The following is a 16,483-nucleotide window of genomic DNA, read 5'->3' on the forward strand; positions in this document are numbered from 1 at the left end:
TCCGTCCGATCCGCGTCAGGCGGCGGGGCGGGGCGCGGGCCTGGTGGCGGGCCGGGCCCGGAAGGAGAGCCTCTCCAGGAGGGGCCGGTGCCTGGTGTTCTGGAACGCCGCGACCTTCCACTCCCCCGCCACCCCTCGGACCAGGGCGTACGTCTGGATCTTGCCGAGCCGGCCGGGCCGGGCGCCCTTGTGGACGTCGCCCCGGGTGACGGCCAGGGCGGTGCCGGGCCCGGTGCGGCGGATGTCCACGGTCTCGCTCGCCAGCCGGGTGCCCTTGAGGAGGCCGCCGAACAGGTCCTGGTGCGCGGCGCCGATCTCGGCCGCGCCGGTGTAGAGGGTGCCGACGTAGGTGATGTACGTGGCGTCGGCGGTGAACTCGGCGCCGTAGGCGGCCCCGTCCCCCGCGTTCCAGGCAGCGGTGAGGCGGTCCAGAAGGGCGATGACGGCGGCTTCGGTGTCGGCGCGGCTGACGGGCTGGGCGTCCATGCGGTCCACTACCTCTCGTGATAACTTCCCCCAGGAATTAACTTCACAGAGGATTTCTCTTCCCTGAGGAAGAGATTAGGGAGGGGTGGATCGCGTGTCAACGTCCGAGCCGATGCCCGAGGACGCCGGGGCCGTCTACCGGCGGTACCTCAGCGCCGTACTGCTGCACGGCCACGCCGGGGCCAAGGCGGTCGGCCTGGGGGCCACCGATCTGTACGCGCTCAACATCCTGGCCCTGGACGGCGCCATGACCCCGGGCGAACTGGGCCGCCGCACCGGCCTGACCACGGGCCCGACCACCCGCCTGATCGACCGCCTGGAGCAGGCCGGCTACGTACACCGCGGCGCCGACCCCCACGACCGCCGCAAGGTCGTCGTCGAACCCACCACCCGCCCCGGCAACCTGGACGAGGCCATGACCCCGGCCCGCGAGCGGATCGGCGCCATCATCGAGGGCTACTCCCCCGAGCAACGCGCCGTCCTCTTCGACTACTTCACCCGCGCCACCGACGCGTACCGGGAGGCCACGACGGAGGTCAACGGCCGACGCGGGCAGTGAGGGCGGCCGCGCGGCCCTCGGAGCACGAGCGGCCGTCGCCGACCGCCCCATGCCCGGTGGCAGGGCCGGCCGGTATGCGGCCGGACAACCACTCGCGGGTTCGGCGGACCGGTCCCGGCGGATCGGGTCGGGACGCGTCGCCGGTGTTCCGCGGGCCCTACCGTCGTCCACGCCGTTCCGATGGTCAGGGGACTCGATGAGGCAGGAACTCGCAGAGCGGGTGCGGGGCTGGACCACACGACGAAAGATCTTGGTCTATCTGATCGCGCAGTCGACTCTGCTCGGTCTGATCGCCGTGATCGTCCGTACCTGGATCACCGACATCCCCGCTCTTGCCTATCTCGGTCCGTGGCTCGGCGCAGTCGTCGGCGGACTGATCGGAATCCTCATCGGCTCGAAGGGGCCGCCCCCGTGACCGCTCAGCCACGCGGCCACCCGCTCGGAACGGAGCCGCGGTGGTGGCGTGACCGCGCCCGGCCGGCTCACCGGATGGCGTACTCGTCCCACAGGGGGCCGCCGCACCGGTCCAGCACCTCTGCCACGGCCTCGGTGAAGACCTTCGCGTCCCCGGCGATCGCCCGCACGGCGGCTTCGGACAACGCGCGGTGCGCCTCGGGGTCGGCCGCGGCCAGCCGCCGCGACAACCACTTGCCGCCGCCGAGCCAGTGGCCGCCGACCAGCAGGACCAGCTCCGAGGCACGCTGGAGCATGTGCGCGACCAAGTACACCTGCTCCGCAGGGTCCGCGCAGCCACGCAGGTCGTCGAGCAGGTCGGTCAGGATGTACCGCTGATAGTCACGCTCACGGTCCGAGAGCGGCGGCGGGCCCGCGGCCAAACGCTTTCGCGCCTCGTCCTGGAGCGAGGCGCCCAGCCCGTCCGTGTCCACCAGGAGCATGCCGTCGGCACACATGGCGAGCAGCGGCGAATTCCGCTTCGCGGTCTCCTGGTCGGCGAAACCGCGCCAGGTGGCCTCCGTCTGCACGAACAGCTCAACCGGCCAGCCGCCATACATCAGGTTCTCCCGGATGGGGGCGGGCGGCCCGTCCAGGAGGACCACGATGTCCAGGTCGGACGTGGGCGTACGGCGGTTGGTCAGCACGCTGCCGGCGAGGAAGGCCGCCCGGGCGGCGGGAAAGCGGTCCCGCACCAGGTCGCGGGCGGTGAGCACGGGGTCGTCCATGATCGCAGCGTACGTTCCGCCTCGGTCCTGCGGAGTGGGCGGGTGTTCCCGGGTGCGCGAGGCCGGTGGCGCCGGGCCGGGGTAGGCAGGAAACCATGATTCAGCTTGAACTCGCCTCCCAGGCGCTGGAGATGTCGCCGTTCAGCGTGCGGCCGACCCGGAGTGCGGTAGTGCTGAGGTCCCAGGTGTTGACCCAAGGCAGGCGGGCGCTCTCGACGCCGTTGACATGGAGCGCCACGTCACCGAAGGAGGCCGAGTGCACGAGGGCCAGGTGATCTCCCGTGGTGCCGGCACTGGGCAAGCAACAGGTCGCGCTTCCCTTGCCCAACAAGCACGTCGGCCTCGTCCCCGCATGAGTGAACCCAGCGATGTTCGCCCTCACCGCCCTTATGGTCAGTGTTCCGGTCCCGCCTCTTCCAGATCACCTCGGACACAGGCACCGGAAACCCTCGCAACAGCGGTACCACTCGCCACCAAGCCGCTCAACCTCCCGGCGAGGGAATCACGCATCACCCCGGGGGCCGATGGCGCTGACCGCCTCCGCTGCAAGCATGTCCGCAGGCTCACCGGCCTCACCGAAGAGGAGGAATTGTCATGAACAAGTCCCGTGCGAAGACCGGAGTAATAGCTTCCGCCGCCGCCCTGCTGGCCTCTGGCGTCACCTTGGGCCTCGCACCCGCCGCCGAAGCGGCGATCCAGCCCACCGGCTGCAGTGCCTACGTCAGTCACGAAAACGCGAATTCCGCCGTCGCATGGTGCAACAGCGGGAATGGATCATGGTATGTGCAGGCCGACTGCACCAGCGCCGGCCGTGTGAACGGGCCGTACCGAGGCAGCAAGGGATGGCGTAAGGGTGCCACCGAGGCAGCTTCGGTCCTGAATTGCGGCACCAACGCCTGGCCCATCAACCTGAAGGTTGTCGGCGTCTCCGGCTGAGTCGTCAGCGGTGCGCCTGGACGTCACCAGTCCCAGGCGCACCGATCCCTCGCCCCGCCATGCGGGCTTCCGCGGACACCTGTCTCCGAGCTGTCTCCTACGCGTCGAAAACGAACATGATCTTCCGGTCGTCCAGGTATCTGATGGCGGTCTCGTGGCCCGGCCGGAGCAGGGGGAAGCGGCGGGCCGGGATGGTGTCGCGGCCTTCCACGGTCTTCCTCCCGCCGTCCTCCTGCCAGGAGAGGCGGTACGCGATCTCGAAGCTTCCGGCGTCGTTGGTGCCGATGTGGCGGACGTCCTCCACCAGGGCCTGGACGTCCCGGCCGTTCCACCGGACGTCGTGGTCGCGCTTGAAGAGGGTGGCCAGGTAGCCGACGAAGCCCACGGCGATGACGGCGGAGACGACGAATACGACGATCACGGAACTCCCCTTGCGGCGGCGACGCGGTGCGGCGTCGCCCGTTGGTGCTGCCCCGAAGATACGACCGGGCCCACCCCCGGGGTTCCGGTGGGTGGGCGGGCCGGGGGTGTGTGGTGCGGGTTACGCCTCGGTCACCGCCGTGGCGCGCCACGGGGCCAGGCGCTGGACGTCGCGGGCGGTCTCGGTGACGCCGGAGAGGAAGCCGTGGGCGCGCGGGGAGGCGGTGTCGCGGAGCCATTCGGGGGCGATGTCGCAGACGGCGACCTTCACCTCGGTTCCGGCGAGGGCCAGGGGGAGGGTGTGGACGACGGTGGAGGGGAAGCTGAGGACCGTGCGGCCGATGGGGCCGCGGCGGGCGATGAGTTCCAGGGGGAGGTCGGGACGGACGATCTCCAGTCCGGTGGCGGCCTCCAGGGCGTGGAGCTTGTCGGTGGATTCGCGGCGGTGGGCGAAGTAGCGGGTGGCCTGGTGGGTGCGGGCCAGGGCGGCCACCGCCTCCAGGTAGCGGTCCTGGTCGACGACGCCCGTCTCGACCAGCGAGGTGCCCACCAGGTCGGCGCCCCTGGTCAGCCGTGGCGGGCCGAAGCGGGCCCGGGTCCAGGCGAAGGTGTTGGAGGTGACGGTCACACCGGGCGGGGCCTCGACCGGCATGGCCGTGAAGACCTCGACCGTACGGTCGGCGGACGGGGTGAAGCGGCTGCGGGCGCGGGCGGTGACCGGGGCCAGGACCAGTTCGCGCGGGCCCTTGCTGCCCTTGCGGTGCCAGCGCACCAGGCGTTCGCCGCGTGCGAGCTGGGCGACGAACTCCATGGTGGCCGTGCCGTCGTCGACCACGGTGAGGTGGCGGGCCCGGACCAGGGTGAGCAGCAGCTGCACGTACCGGGAGAACGGGTCGCCGATCACGACGTGCCGCGCTTGGCGGACGAGTCCGGACAGGTCGCGCAGGCTCTTCAGCGGGGCGCCCGCTCCGCCGCGCGCCTCCTGCCAGCGGACGGTGATGCCCTCGTCGCGGGCCAGCTCCGCCATCCGGCGCAGCTGGCCGCGCGACATCGGGTCGACCGGGGGGAGGACGACGACCGTGATGTCGGTGAGGACCCGGTCGTCGCCTCCCTCTGCGTAGGCCCACTCCAGGACGTTCAGGAGCTGGACCGGGCTCTCGACGAGGGCGAGGTTCACCGGTCGGCCCGTCAGACCGCGACCGGCTCGGCGGCCGGGGCCGCCTCGCTCTCGGCGACGACGCCGGTGACCCGGCGGAGCTTCTTCATCGGGCCGAGCTCGGACTCGTACACCTTCTTGACGCCGTCGCCGAGCGACTGCTCGATGGTGCGGATGTCGCGGACCAGGCGGGTCAGGCCCTGCGGCTCGACGGAGGCGGCCTGGTCGGAGCCCCACATGGCGCGGTCGAGGGTGATGTGGCGCTCGACGAAGGTGGCGCCGAGGGCGACGGCGGCGAGGGTGGTCTGGAGGCCGGTCTCGTGGCCGCTGTAGCCGATCGGGACGTTGGGGTACTCCTGCTGGAGGGTGTTGATGACCCGCAGGTTCAGCTCCTCGGCCTTGGCCGGGTACGTCGACGTGGCGTGGCAGAGCAGGATGTTGTCCGAGCCGAGCACCTCGACGGCGTGGCGGATCTGCTTCGGGGTGGACATGCCGGTGGAGAGGATGATCGTGCGGCCGGTGGCGCGCAGGGCGCGCAGCAGCTCGTCGTCGGTGAGCGAGGCGGAGGCGACCTTGTGGGCGGGGACGTCGAACTTCTCCAGGAAGGCGACGGCCTCGGTGTCCCACGGGGAGGCGAACCAGTCGATGCCGCGCTCGGCGCAGTGCTCGGAGATGGCGCGGTACTCCTCCTCGCCGAACTCGACGCGGTGGCGGTAGTCGATGTACGTCATCCGGCCCCAGGGGGTGTCGCGCTCGATGTCCCACTGGTCGCGCGGGGTGCAGATCTCCGGGGTGCGCTTCTGGAACTTGACGGCGTCGCAGCCGGCTTCGGCGGCGATGTCGATCAGGGCGAGGGCGTTGCCGAGGTCGCCGTTGTGGTTGATGCCGATCTCACCGGTGATGTAGACGCGGTGGCCGGGGCCGGCGGTGCGGGTGCCGAAGGTACGCAGGCGGGAGGTGCTCATGAGATGTGTTTCCTTAGCTGGGACGATGTGCCGGGGGTGGGAGGCCCTGGTCACTCGGGGGACTTGGCGGTCGTGGTGGTCGTGAGGGTGGGGCCGAGCAGCCAGGCCGCGATCTCGCGGATGGCGCCGGAGCCGCCGGGGGTGGTCGTGACGGCGCGGGCGGCCGCCCGGACCGAGTCGTGGGCGCTGGCGACCGCGACGGGCCAGCCGGCCAGCGCGAAGCAGGGCAGGTCGTTGACGTCGTTGCCGACGTAGAGGACACGTTCGGGGGCGACGGAGTGTTCGTCGCACCACTGCTTGAGTGCCAGGTCCTTGCGGTCGATGCCGTGCAGGACCGGGATGCGGAGCTTGTGGGCGCGGGCGGCGACGACCGGGTTCTGCTCGGTGGAGAGGATCAGCAGCGGCAGTCCGGTCCTGCGCAGGGCGGCGATGCCGAGGCCGTCGCCCCGGTGGACGGCGACGGTCTCGCGGCCGTCGGAGTCGATGAACACCCGGTCGTCGGTCTGGGTGCCGTCGAAGTCGAGGACGACCGCGTCGACGTCGTCGAGGGTGGGCAGCGGGGCCGGGTCGAGCAGCGGGGCCAGGGCGCGGGCGCGGTCGAGGTCGTGCGGGTCGTCGATCTCCAGGACCCGGGCGGCGTCGGTGCGGACCAGGGCGGTGTGGCCGAAGAAGCGGTGGCGATGGGTGCGGAAGCCCTGGACGTCCATGGCGTACGCGGCGCCCGTCTCCAGGAGGTCCTCGGGGCGGTCCTGGCGCATCTGCCGTACGGACTTGTCGTGGTTGACCCCGTAGTTGTCCTCCTCGATGGCGCTGCCGTCGCGCCAGAGGAAGCCGTGGAAGGGGGCGACGGTGACGGCGGTGTCCGCGCCGTCCCGGGCGACCGCGGCGGCCACCCCGTCGATGTCCCCGGGCTGGACGAAGGGGCTGGTGCACTGGACGAGCAGCACCACGTCGGCCCTCCGGTCGCCGTCGGCCTCGTAGGCGTCCAGCGCGTGGAGCACCGCGTCCTCGCTGCTCGCCCTGTCCCCGGCGATGGCGGCGGGGCGCTGGAAGACGTGCAGCCGGGCGGGGGTGGCGGACGCGTCCCCGGCGGCGCGGGCGGCGTCGGCGATGGCCGCGTCGTCGGTGGTGACGACGACGTCGGTGACCTCGCGGGAGGCGAGGCAGGCGCGCACCGCGCGGGCGACCAGCGGTACGCCGCCGACCTGGGCGAGGTTCTTGGCCGGTACGCCCTTGGATCCGCCGCGGGCGGGGATCACGGCGAGCACGGTGGGGGTCGGGGTCATCTCTGCTCCTGAGGTGGTGTTCACAGCTCGCCCATCCGTCGGATCACCGGGGCGACCCGCTGGACGCCCTGCCGGTAGGCGCCGCGCGCCGCTTCCCGGACCGCCTCGCGGACCGCCTCGCGGACCGCGCCGCGCACCCGCCCGGTCTCGCGCGGCCGTCCGGCGCCCGGCAGCGGGTGGCCGTCGGGGGCGAGGTGGTGGCGGGCGAGGATGCCGGGGAGGTAGCCGGGGGCGGTGGCGGGCGTGTAGTAGGGCGCGAGGGCGGGCAGCGGTCCGGCGGCGAGCAGGGCGTCGACGCGGGCGCGGGCGTGGTCGTAGGCGGCGGCGTACGTGCCGTCGGCGGCGACGCCCTGGCCGGCCAGCCACCCGGGGTCGGGCTCGGGGCGCAGGCCGCCGTCGAGGTGGTCCCAGGAGGTGAGCAGGCCGGAGCCGACGAAGTGGTGGTTGCCCAGGGCCTCGCGGACGCCGAGGTCGGTGAGGACCGCGGTCGGGATCCGCCGGTGCAGGGACTCCAGGGCTGCGGTCGAGGAGACGGTGACCAGGAGGTCGGTGCGGTCCAGGACCTCGCCCATGTGCCCGTAGACCAGGCGGAAGTTGGGCGGGAGGCCGCCGGGCAGCCTCTCGGCGAGCCGCTGGTACGGGAGTTCCTCGATGTGCGTGGTGTGCTCGCCGGGCTTGGAGCGCAGCTTGAGCAGGACCTCGCGGTTCGGGTGCAGCCTGGCGTGCTCGACGAGCCGGCGCAGCAGGTACGTGCGGTCCGCGCGGGAGGCCGGCACGGAGGGCTGGGCGGCGAAGACGACGGTGTCGCGGCCGGGCTCGGGGGTGTGCGGGGCACCGCCGAGGAAGGGCAGGGCGGCCTCGGTGACGGCCGAGGCGTCGGCGCCGACCCCTTCGTACACGGCGCGGAAGCGGTCCGCGTCGTGGCGGGAGTTGGCCAGGACGATGTCCGCGCCGTGCCGCAGCAGCAGCCCGTCGGCGAGCTTCTCGTAGACGACGCCGACGTAGCCGGTGACGACGGCCGGCCGGGACTCCAGCCGCAGGGCGGCGAGGCCGTGCAGCATCGCCTGGACGCCGCCGCCGACGAGTGCCAGGACGACGACGTCGTACCCCTCGTCCCGCACGGTGTGCAGGAACTCGACGGCCGTCACCTCGCGCACCCGGGCGGTCTCGATGCCGACGTCGCCGACCTCGGCGAGCTGGCGCGGGGTCGGGGTGGCCCGGCCGCGCAGCAGCAGTCCGCTGATCTCGACGCGCCGCGCCGGGTCGCCCGCAGTGAGGCGGCGCGCGGTGAGCGCGCCCCATTTCCACCGGGTGTCGGAGTCGGCGAGCACGGCTACCCGGAGGGCGGTCGTCTTTTCGGTACGTGGGGGCACGTCCCAGACGCTAGGAAGCCATTTCGATTCGCGGCCCAACGTCACGGCAACAGCTGGTTAACAGCCCGACGACGCTCGGCGAATCGCCCTCGCAAAGAGGGCACCGATCCCCCCGCTCCGGCCCGGTTCATCATTCCGACATTCGTCGTTCACCCGTCGTCCTTCCCGGGGTCAGGGCAAATGACGGGCCCGCTCCTAGCGTGGCGGGGTGGTTAAGCTCTCGGTCATCGTGCCGTTCTACAACGTGCGGGCATACGCCCCCGACACTTTGCGAAGTCTTCGGGCGAATGCCCGCGAGGACTTCGAATTCATCCTGGTCGACGACTGTTCGACCGACGGGACCGCGGACGTCCTGCGCCGCGCCGAGGACGAGATCGAGGGGGTGGTCGTCCGCAGACACGAGCACAACGGCGGGCTGGCCACCGCCCGCAACACCGGTCTGGACGCGGCACGCGGCGAGTACCTCGCGTTCCTGGACGGCGACGACTGGACCGCCCCCGGCTACTACGCCGAACTCCTCGCCAGAACCGAGGAGTTGGGCTGCGACTTCGTACGGACGGACCATGTCCAGGTCGAGTCCCGCACCCGCACGGTGCACCGGGTCCCGCACGGCCGGCGCGACGAGGTGATGGACCCGAGGGAGGCGATCCTGCCCGCCGCGCGGACCACCTCGGTCGACTACCCGTACGCCTGGGCCGGGCTGTACCACCGGCGCCTGCTGGACCGCGGGCTGCTGCATTTCACGGACGGGCTGCGCACCGCGGAGGACCGCCCGTGGATCTGGCGGCTGCACCGCGAGGCGGATTCCTTCGCGGTCCTCGGACTCCTCGGGATTTTCTACCGGCGGGGTGTCGCCTCCTCGCTCACGCAGATCGGCGACGTACGCCAGTTGGATTTCATCCGCTCATTCGACCAGGTCGTCCGGGAAACCGCCGAGGACCGTGACGCGAAATCGCTTCTCCCGAAAGCGGTCCGCACGTATTGCGCGATCATTTTCCACCATGTGAGCTCGATCGAAAGGTTCGAACCCGCCGTGGCCCGCACGCTGAAATCGATGAGCGGGGAGGCGCTGAGGCGCATGCCGCAGCAGGTGCTCGACGAGGCCCTCGACTCGATGGACGTGGAACGCGCCACCCTGCTGCGCCGGCTGCGGCGCCGCCCGGCCGGCAAGGAGGTGACGGCCGCGTGAACGCCTCCCGGTCCCGTACCACCCAGATCTTCCTCGCCTCCACGCTCTACGGCACCGCCACCCTGGCCGCCGCGCTCGACGCGGGCTGCTTCCCGGACGCCGACCGACGCGTCCTGCTCGTCGCGAACAACGCGGCCGTGCCGGAGACGACCCCCGCCCTCGACACGATGCCGGGCTTCGACGCGCTGCGCGGCCGCTTCGACGACGTGGTGTCGTGGAACACCACGATCGCCCCGTTCCACCCGGGCGGCTGGGAGCCGCGCCCCGACGACGTACCGCTGTGGGAACGCCATCTGCGCCTCGCCTGGGGGCTGGGCGAGGACCGGGTCGAGCTGGCGGTGGAGTCGATCCAGGTCAACCCGGCACAGGCGGTCGCGCAGATCTTCACCGGTGCCCCGCTCGACGTGTACGCGGACGGGCTGATGAGCTACGGCCCCACCCGCAACAAGCTCGATCCGCTGATCGGCACCCGGGTACGCCGGCTGCTCCACCTGGACCTGGTGCCGGGGCTGCGGCCGCTGCTGCTCACCGAGTTCGGGGTGGCGCCGCAGATCGTGCCGACCGAGGCGTTCCGGAAGGTGCTCGCCGAGCTGGCGGACGCCCCGGGGGCCGGGTACGGCACCGGGACCGGGCTGCCGGACGGGCCGGGGCCCGCGCTTCTGCTCGGCCAGTACCTCTCGGCGCTGGGGCTGATCAGCGCGGCCGAGGAGGAGGGACTGCACCTGCGGATGATGCGAGGCGCGGTCGCTCTCGGCCACACCCGGCTGGTCTTCAAGCCGCACCCGACGGCCCCGGCGCAGTGGTCGGACGCGCTCCGCGAGGAGGCGGGCCGGCTCGGTGCCGAACTGACGGTCCTGGACGAGGAGGTGCTGCCCGCACCCGTCCTGGCCGAGGTGCTGTACCTGCGGATGCGGCCCGCGCTGGTGGTGGGCTGCTTCTCGACGGCGCTGCTGACCGCCTCCGCGTTCTACGGGCTGCCGGTGGCCCGGGTCGGTACGGAGCTGCTGCTGGACCGGCTGGCCCCGTACGAGAACAGCAACCGGGTGCCGGTCACGCTGGTGGACGCGCTGGTCCCGGAGGTGACGGACCGGGCAGCCGTCGAGCGGGCCGCGGCGGGCGACGGACCGGCGGACGACACCCCGGACGGGCTGACCGAGCTGATCACCGCGGTCGGCTTCGCGATGCAGCCGAAGATCTACCCGGAGCTCCGCCCGGCCGCCGAACGCTACCTGGCCGCCCACCTCTCGGACGCGACCTGGCGGTACTTCAAGCGCAGGCGGCTGACCTCACTGGCCCTCCCGGGCGCGGTCCCGGCCCAGCTCGCCTTCCTCCCCCGCAACGCGATGGTGCGCCGGGTGGCCCGCACGGTGCGGCGGCGGGTGGTGCGCCGCTGAGGAGACCGGACGGACGAGGGGGCGGGGCCGCCCGCGTACCGGCGCGTCGGACGGTCTCCGGATGCCCGCAACCGGTGTGCCAGACTCGGCGGATGACCGTCCCCAGCCGCAGCCGATCCGTTCTGTTCGCCGCGGTCGCGGTGATGGTCCTGTCCGCGTGCGGTTCGGGCGGGACCTCCGGTTCGGGCGGCTCCGCCGCCGATCGCCCCGCTGCCGATGCCGGGACGGTCCCGGTGCGGGAGGCCGACCGGCCGGCGTTCCCGGGGCTCGACGGCGAGACCCTGGACGGCAAGGCCCTGGACACGGCCGACTACCGGGGAAGGATCCTGGTCGTCAACGTCTGGGGCTCCTGGTGCGGTCCGTGCCGCGCCGAGGCCGATCACCTCGTCAGGGTCTCGAACGATCTGGCCGACGACGGTGTGCGGTTCATCGGTATCAACACACGCGACGCACGGACCGGTCCCGCGCTGGCCTTCGAGAAGAACCACGGCATCCCGTACCCGAGCCTGCGCGACCCCGCGGGCAAGCTCCTGCTGAGGTTTCCCAGAGGAACCCTGAACGTTCAGACCATCCCGACCACGGTCTTCGTCGACAGGAAGGGCAGGATCGCCGGGCGGATCATCGGAGGCACCGACGAGGAACGGCTGCGGAAGATGCTCGATCCGCTCCTCGCCGAGTGACGGGCGCGCTTCCCGGCCTGACGGACGAAGGGGCGGGTTCGCGGTCGGCGTGAGCCCGTCCGATCGATCCCTCACGCTTTCTCGCGCCAGGTGGCCAGAACGGACCGCACGGCGCCGGAGACCCGCTCCTGCTCCGTGCGGTCGGCCCACAGGTGCGCGTCGTGCTCGGTGAGCCTGACCGTGTCGCTCTCATGGGTCGTGGCGGTGATGAAGTTGAACTGGCGGGTCTTCTTGCCGCTCCTGGAGAGGTAGTCGAAATGCCCGAGGTAGGTCTCGACCTCGGTGACCGCCAGTCCGGTCTCCTCGGCGACTTCGCGGCGAAGGGCCTCCGTCAGGGTCTCGTCCGCGTCGACGCCGCCGGAAGGAAGCTCCCACAGACCGCCGAGGTAGTCGTCGGCGGCGCGGTGCAGCAGCAACACCCTGCCCTCCCCGTCGGGGACGACGGCGCCGACGACGTGCTTGGTGATGCCGTCGGCGTCGGCGGCGTGCAGGAGCTCGCCCAGTAGGGCGGCGTCGACGGGTCCGTTCACTTCACGAGTTCCTTGTGGTGTGCGGCGACCTTGATGACGGCCGCGGTGTACGAATCTGCGAGGCGGAGATCCTGGTCGCGGTGCCACACCGGAAGCTTCACCGTGCTGCCGTGCACACGCCGGGGTTGACGAAGCTGTCGGCGGCCGGACTCCGGTGGTCAGCGTAGCCGGGCGGGTCGACCGCGCGGCCTGGCACGAGGGGCGGGGCCGGACGACACACGTCCCGCCCCGCCCCCGTCCCCCGTCCCCCGTGCCGTCAGAAGGCGGCGCCGCCGAGGATGACCCGCAGGTCGGCCGCGTTGGCCTCGGTGACCTTCCACAGCTCCCGCTGGCGGGCGTGGACGTCGGCGACGGTCGCCGCGTGGTCGTCGAGGAGTCCGGCGGCCCGCTCCACGAGCCGGGCGCCGAGGTGCCGGTCGTGGACGGAGATGCCCCACTCGGGGCGGTCGATGTCGGCGAGGAAGTACGCCATCTTCGGGTGCGAGATCAGGCTGATGATCGGCGTCCCGCAGCCGAACGGGATCATCCCGGCGTGCCCGCGCATCCCGACGACCAGCTTCGTCCGGGCGTAGGTGTCCCGGATCGCGTCGTTGTCGAAGTCGTACATCGGGATCACCGGCAGCGAGATCCCGTGCTCGCGCCGCAGGTCGAAGGCGATCCGCTCGTCGTCCAGCGAGTGGGCGACGCACTTGACCTCGGCGTGTTCGCCGAGCCCGCGCACCGCGGTCGCCATCTCGCGCAGGAAGTGGTCGTAGTCGTGGCCGAAGCGGAGCCCGGCCCGGTCGTACGCGGCGTTGACCAGCACGGTGTCCTCGCGCCGGTCCGGGTCGGTCCAGCCGTCGACCAGCTGCCGGGTGACCGTGGTCGGGCAGGGCTGGAAGCGCACCTTGTCGTGGAGCCGGGCGGGCAGCAGCGCGCGGACCTTCTCGATGGAGCCGTGGTTGCGCAGCCCGAAGAACGAGGCCCGCTCGACGAGGGTGCGCAGGCTGGAGAGGAAGGCCTCGCGGCCGTGCCCGTAGGCCTGGCCGTCGAAGGCGTTGAAGCCGACCGCGTACACCATGACCGGTACGTCGATCCGGTCGAGCAGCTTCTCGGGGACGTTCCACTGCCAGCCGCTGTTGCCGTTGGGCGCGGTGTCCGGGATGAAGAGGCCGCCGCCGCCGATGACCAGGCCCCGGCGCTCGTTGACCCGCTCCAGGGCGGCCTCGTCGAAGAGCCGGTGGGCGTGGACGGAGTGCCAGCGCTTCGGGCCGGTATCCCGGCCGAAGGCCAGCCGGACGCTCTCCGGCAGCAGCTTGTCCCCGGCGTTGCCCTGGCGCTCCATGTAGAAGGCGACATGGGCGAGCTGGTCGGCGGCGGGGCCCTCCACGGGCGGGGTGACGTCCGCGGTGCGCAGGTGCATCAGGCGGTTGCCGCGGTGCGTGGGGTCGACGGAGAGGCCCTTGAGGGCGTACGCGGCGGCCTCCTCGTCGTCGCCGTGGATCCAGGAGATCTGGGCGAGCCGGGCGAAGGCGGTCGCGGCCCGGTTGGGGGCGGCGGTGGCGAGCAGCAGCCGGGCGCGGGCCTCCTCGTAGCGGGAGACGCTCATCAGGGCGTGGCCGAGCACCTCGTGCGGCCAGGACTCGTCGACCGGGATGGTGATCCGGCCCAGCAGGTCGGCGGCCTCCTGGTACTCGCCGGCCGCGATGTGGGCGGCGGCGACCTTGCGGGCGGCCTCGGCCGAGCCGGTGCGGGCCACGTGCGGGGTGCCGTAGTGGACCAGCAGGTCGTGGTGCTTGGCGCCGGGCAGCTCCAGGTAGGCGGCGTGGAAGTCGGCGTCGGACAGCTCGAAGTCGCGCCAGCGGGCCTCCGCCTCGCCGTACCCGGCCTCGCCGCCCTGCCAGGGCTTGTGGCGCCCGGTGAAGTGCAGGATCGCGGTGGACCCGGGGACCGGGAGGTCGCCGGAGAGGCGCCGCTTGACGAAGTTGTAGCGGGAGTCGAGCTGGACGAAGTCACCGTCGAGCACGGCGTTGAGGATGCCCTGGTCGTGCTTGTCCAGCTCGTACGTGCCGGCCCGGCCGACCTCGTCGATCCGGGCGCAGAACGCGTCACTCAGGAACTCCCGCTGGATGACGAGGAGTCCGCTGTTGAGCTTGTGCTGCCCGTAGAAGAACTGCGGTACGGCGGCCAGTCCGTCGCGCAGGGCGAGCAGTTCGCCGAGGTCGCCGAGGACCACCATGTCGGTGTCCAGGGTGATCACGGTGTCGTAGTCGCGGACCTTGAAGATGTCGAGGATGAAGTACGCCTTGCGGACCAGGTAGTTGTCCTGGTCGCCCTTGGCGTAGGAGTCGTAGTGGTCGGCGTCCACGCGGCGGAAGTCGACGCGCGGGTGCAGGGCCCGGATCTGCGCGACGGAGGCCGGGCGCAGTCCGTCGTGCAGGACGAGGAAGTCCTCGCAGACGTTCGGGTTGGACAGGGCCAGGCTGCGCAGCAGGGCGAGGAAGCCGGGGAGGTAGTTCTCGTCGACGAAGCTGGCGAAGGCGACCTTGCGCTTGCCGGTGAGCGGGTTGGCGGTCGCGGCCGGCGCGGGGAGGGCCGCCGCGGACGGGGGTGTGGCGGTCGTCGTCATCGCAGTCGGATCCTCATGTCGGTGACGTCCTGGGCGCGTTCCATGACCCACGCCTTCTCGCTGGTGTATTCGTGCACGGAGGTGATGGGCATCTTCATCGCGTCGGCCAGGCGGTAGGCGCCGCTCTCGTAGAAGTCGAAGCCGATCAGGTCGATCCGGCTGCTGACGTCGAGGTGGTCCAGGAGCCACAGCATGTTGAAGCCGCTGGTGGGGATGGCGGGCCAGACGTCGGTGCCGACCCGGCCGAGGTCGCGCAGCGGCCAGCGCAGCGATTCGTCGCCCAGGTACTCCTGGGCGCCGGGGACCAGGCGGTTGCGCAGGGAGTGCTTCCAGTCGTTGGCGAGTCCGCCGAAGACCAGCCGGGTGTGCACCTTCTGGTCCCAGTTGAAGCCGTGCTTGTGGATGGTGGCGTGGATGTCGGTGCGCCGCCCGGTGGCGGCCGGGTCGATCCGGTACGAGTTGAAGCGGACGACCAGGTCGTAGCCGTCGATCTCCTGGCCCATCGAACTGGTGCCGACGCGCTGCGAGTTGGCTATCAGGCAGATCGTCTTCCCGGCGATCCGGTTGCGGAACTCACCGACGGTGGTCCACTTCACACCGCCGAAGGTGGGGTCCGGGACCGGGCCGCGCATCCGGTTGCGGCGCTGTTCGGCGTAGAGGCCGGCGAGCGCGGTGATCCGGGTGGTGGCCGCCGGGTCCGTGCCGGCCGTCGCCAGGGCGAGGGCCAGGTACTGGCCGGCGGCCTCCTGGATCTCCTGGACCGGGGCGCCGGAACGCTCCTGGGCGAGCAGGGCGCCGACCAGCCGGGGTTCGGCCCCGGCCAGGTCGCCCCGGGCGTGGCGGGCGAGGCCCTCGGCCCAGGACTCGGTGACGGGCCGGTCGGCGTACTCGGCGGCGGCCGGGCAGTCGCGCTCCAGGCGGCGCAGTAGCTCGTCCTGGCGCTCGGCACCGGCCCGGATCCCGGCGACCCGGTTGGCGACGCCGAAGCCGTCGTCCTTGGTGAACGAGAGGTAGCGCTCGTACGCCTCGACGGCGGCGGTCTCCGCGCCCATCGCCTCCAGCGTCCTGGCCCGCAGCCGCCAGCCGGCCCGGGAGCCCTTGCGCTGGGTGAGGACGGTGTCGGCGATGCGCAGGGCGAGCTTCAGCTCGTCCTCGTAACCGCAGTCCAGGGCCTTGTTGCCGACCGCGAGCAGCGGGTCGACCAGGGCGTCGGGGAGGGCCGCGGAGCCGCTGCCCGGCTTGCCGGTGCGGCGGATCAGCGCGAGGGCGGAGGCGGCGGCCGGGGCGGGTGCGGCGGCGGGCTGGGCGGCGTACGTGGCGAGCAGCTGGCGCAGTGCCTCGGCGAGGGCGGTGCGCCGGCGGTCGAGCCCCGCGACCAGCTTGGTGCTGTGCGCGGCGCAGGCGCGCAGGCACACCTCCACATCGGTCGGGTCGACGGAGGCGTGCCGGACGGCGACGCTCTCCGCGTCGGCCGCCTCGCGCTGCCGTGGCGGGCGGGTGCGGGCTTCTCTCATGGCGCTCCAAGCGTCTGGTGCCCGTGGGGGGAGGGGGCGGTCCGGGCGTACGGTCACGTCACCGGGCGCACGCCGAGGGGGTGCCCGGCGAACGAGTGCGACGCCGCAGGCATGCGTCGGACACTCCCCGGGGCGCATCCGGCCCGGGCGGGCGGATGCGCGGCGCGCTGGATCGGTTCCGGGCCACGCTAGGAAAGCTGAACGGC

General features: G+C 72.2%; 17 protein-coding genes. 6 read left to right on the top strand and 11 right to left on the bottom strand.

What is annotated here, in order from left to right; genetic code table 11:
* Window positions 1–15: 15 nt before the first annotated feature.
* Window positions 16–486, bottom strand: coding sequence for an SgcJ/EcaC family oxidoreductase (locus ACIQGQ_RS01780; RefSeq protein WP_402389399.1), 471 nt, complete (start codon window positions 484–486; stop codon window positions 16–18).
* A gap of 94 nt (window positions 487–580) precedes the next feature.
* On the opposite strand from ACIQGQ_RS01780, the gene ACIQGQ_RS01785 reads away from it, so the two are divergent.
* On the top strand, window positions 581–1,045 hold the full coding sequence (locus ACIQGQ_RS01785; protein ID WP_402389402.1) for a MarR family winged helix-turn-helix transcriptional regulator: 465 nt from the start codon (window positions 581–583) through the stop codon (window positions 1,043–1,045).
* A gap of 196 nt (window positions 1,046–1,241) precedes the next feature.
* A complete protein-coding gene (locus ACIQGQ_RS01790) occupies window positions 1,242–1,460 on the top strand; it encodes a hypothetical protein (RefSeq protein ID WP_402389404.1) in 219 nt (72 codons plus the stop codon).
* Window positions 1,461–1,527: 67 nt separating this feature from the next.
* Here the strand turns inward: ACIQGQ_RS01790 and ACIQGQ_RS01795 are convergent, their stop codons facing one another.
* Entirely contained in the window at window positions 1,528–2,226 is a 699-nt protein-coding gene (locus tag ACIQGQ_RS01795; RefSeq protein WP_402389406.1) for a nucleotidyltransferase domain-containing protein, read from the bottom strand.
* Window positions 2,227–2,326: 100 nt separating this feature from the next.
* Entirely contained in the window at window positions 2,327–2,527 is a 201-nt protein-coding gene (locus tag ACIQGQ_RS01800) for a hypothetical protein (RefSeq protein ID WP_402389408.1), read from the bottom strand.
* Between the two features lie 293 nt (window positions 2,528–2,820).
* On the opposite strand from ACIQGQ_RS01800, the gene ACIQGQ_RS01805 reads away from it, so the two are divergent.
* Window positions 2,821–3,162, top strand: a complete 342-nt coding sequence (locus tag ACIQGQ_RS01805) for a hypothetical protein (RefSeq protein WP_402389411.1) — start codon at window positions 2,821–2,823, stop codon at window positions 3,160–3,162.
* Window positions 3,163–3,259: 97 nt separating this feature from the next.
* Here the strand turns inward: ACIQGQ_RS01805 and ACIQGQ_RS01810 are convergent, their stop codons facing one another.
* The 5 genes from ACIQGQ_RS01810 to ACIQGQ_RS01830 form a co-directional block, all read right to left on the bottom strand.
* Window positions 3,260–3,583 carry a hypothetical protein gene (locus ACIQGQ_RS01810; RefSeq protein ID WP_402389414.1) on the bottom strand — a complete coding sequence of 108 codons (324 nt, stop codon included), beginning with the start codon at window positions 3,581–3,583 and terminating at the stop codon, window positions 3,260–3,262.
* A gap of 120 nt (window positions 3,584–3,703) precedes the next feature.
* On the bottom strand, window positions 3,704–4,759 hold the full coding sequence (locus tag ACIQGQ_RS01815) for a hypothetical protein (RefSeq protein ID WP_402389417.1): 1,056 nt from the start codon (window positions 4,757–4,759) through the stop codon (window positions 3,704–3,706).
* Between the two features lie 11 nt (window positions 4,760–4,770).
* Complete coding sequence (locus ACIQGQ_RS01820) at window positions 4,771–5,703, bottom strand: N-acetylneuraminate synthase family protein (RefSeq protein WP_352273507.1); 933 nt, start codon at window positions 5,701–5,703, stop codon at window positions 4,771–4,773.
* A 50-nt stretch (window positions 5,704–5,753) separates the two neighbouring features.
* The gene (locus ACIQGQ_RS01825; protein WP_402389421.1) at window positions 5,754–6,989 is read right to left on the bottom strand and encodes a cytidylyltransferase domain-containing protein; all 1,236 of its coding nucleotides are present in this window, start codon (window positions 6,987–6,989) and stop codon (window positions 5,754–5,756) included.
* A 20-nt stretch (window positions 6,990–7,009) separates the two neighbouring features.
* Window positions 7,010–8,362 (bottom strand): DUF6716 putative glycosyltransferase, encoded by a 1,353-nt coding sequence (locus ACIQGQ_RS01830; protein WP_402389423.1) that lies wholly within the window; start codon window positions 8,360–8,362, stop codon window positions 7,010–7,012.
* A 208-nt stretch (window positions 8,363–8,570) separates the two neighbouring features.
* On the opposite strand from ACIQGQ_RS01830, the gene ACIQGQ_RS01835 reads away from it, so the two are divergent.
* The 3 genes from ACIQGQ_RS01835 to ACIQGQ_RS01845 all read left to right on the top strand — a co-directional run bounded on the left by ACIQGQ_RS01835 (window position 8,571) and on the right by ACIQGQ_RS01845 (window position 11,625).
* Complete coding sequence (locus ACIQGQ_RS01835; protein WP_402389425.1) at window positions 8,571–9,551, top strand: glycosyltransferase family 2 protein; 981 nt, start codon at window positions 8,571–8,573, stop codon at window positions 9,549–9,551.
* On the top strand, window positions 9,548–10,945 hold the full coding sequence (locus ACIQGQ_RS01840) for a polysialyltransferase family glycosyltransferase (protein ID WP_402389427.1): 1,398 nt from the start codon (window positions 9,548–9,550) through the stop codon (window positions 10,943–10,945). The genes ACIQGQ_RS01835 and ACIQGQ_RS01840 overlap by 4 nt, the downstream gene beginning before the upstream one ends.
* A gap of 92 nt (window positions 10,946–11,037) precedes the next feature.
* The gene (locus ACIQGQ_RS01845) at window positions 11,038–11,625 is read left to right on the top strand and encodes a TlpA family protein disulfide reductase (protein ID WP_402389429.1); all 588 of its coding nucleotides are present in this window, start codon (window positions 11,038–11,040) and stop codon (window positions 11,623–11,625) included.
* A gap of 71 nt (window positions 11,626–11,696) precedes the next feature.
* On the opposite strand, the gene ACIQGQ_RS01850 is transcribed toward ACIQGQ_RS01845, so the two are convergent.
* The 3 genes from ACIQGQ_RS01850 to ACIQGQ_RS01860 all read right to left on the bottom strand — a co-directional run bounded on the left by ACIQGQ_RS01850 (window position 11,697) and on the right by ACIQGQ_RS01860 (window position 16,277).
* Complete coding sequence (locus ACIQGQ_RS01850; RefSeq protein WP_402389431.1) at window positions 11,697–12,155, bottom strand: NUDIX hydrolase; 459 nt, start codon at window positions 12,153–12,155, stop codon at window positions 11,697–11,699.
* A 256-nt stretch (window positions 12,156–12,411) separates the two neighbouring features.
* Window positions 12,412–14,763: a glycosyltransferase gene (locus tag ACIQGQ_RS01855; protein WP_402389434.1), complete on the bottom strand. Its 2,352-nt coding sequence runs from the start codon at window positions 14,761–14,763 to the stop codon at window positions 12,412–12,414.
* Window positions 14,760–16,277 (bottom strand): hypothetical protein, encoded by a 1,518-nt coding sequence (locus ACIQGQ_RS01860; protein ID WP_402389436.1) that lies wholly within the window; start codon window positions 16,275–16,277, stop codon window positions 14,760–14,762. The genes ACIQGQ_RS01855 and ACIQGQ_RS01860 overlap by 4 nt, the downstream gene beginning before the upstream one ends.
* Window positions 16,278–16,483 lie beyond the last annotated feature (206 nt).

Origin of the sequence: Streptomyces sp. NPDC092952, from assembly GCF_044754785.1 — a bacterium.
GTDB lineage: Bacteria > Actinomycetota > Actinomycetes > Streptomycetales > Streptomycetaceae > Streptomyces.

What these genes read in the sequence shown, in the direction of transcription:
- ACIQGQ_RS01820 (WP_352273507.1), bottom strand. Translation starts at nt 5,703, where the DNA reads ATGAGCACCTCCCGCCTGCGTACCTTCGGCACCCGCACCGCCGGCCCC.
- ACIQGQ_RS01790 (WP_402389404.1), top strand. Translation starts at nt 1,242, where the DNA reads ATGAGGCAGGAACTCGCAGAGCGGGTGCGGGGCTGGACCACACGACGA.
- ACIQGQ_RS01845 (WP_402389429.1), top strand. Translation starts at nt 11,038, where the DNA reads ATGACCGTCCCCAGCCGCAGCCGATCCGTTCTGTTCGCCGCGGTCGCG.
- ACIQGQ_RS01855 (WP_402389434.1), bottom strand. Translation starts at nt 14,763, where the DNA reads ATGACGACGACCGCCACACCCCCGTCCGCGGCGGCCCTCCCCGCGCCG.
- ACIQGQ_RS01805 (WP_402389411.1), top strand. Translation starts at nt 2,821, where the DNA reads ATGAACAAGTCCCGTGCGAAGACCGGAGTAATAGCTTCCGCCGCCGCC.
- ACIQGQ_RS01860 (WP_402389436.1), bottom strand. Translation starts at nt 16,277, where the DNA reads ATGAGAGAAGCCCGCACCCGCCCGCCACGGCAGCGCGAGGCGGCCGAC.
- ACIQGQ_RS01795 (WP_402389406.1), bottom strand. Translation starts at nt 2,226, where the DNA reads ATGGACGACCCCGTGCTCACCGCCCGCGACCTGGTGCGGGACCGCTTT.
- ACIQGQ_RS01825 (WP_402389421.1), bottom strand. Translation starts at nt 6,989, where the DNA reads ATGACCCCGACCCCCACCGTGCTCGCCGTGATCCCCGCCCGCGGCGGA.
- ACIQGQ_RS01780 (WP_402389399.1), bottom strand. Translation starts at nt 486, where the DNA reads ATGGACGCCCAGCCCGTCAGCCGCGCCGACACCGAAGCCGCCGTCATC.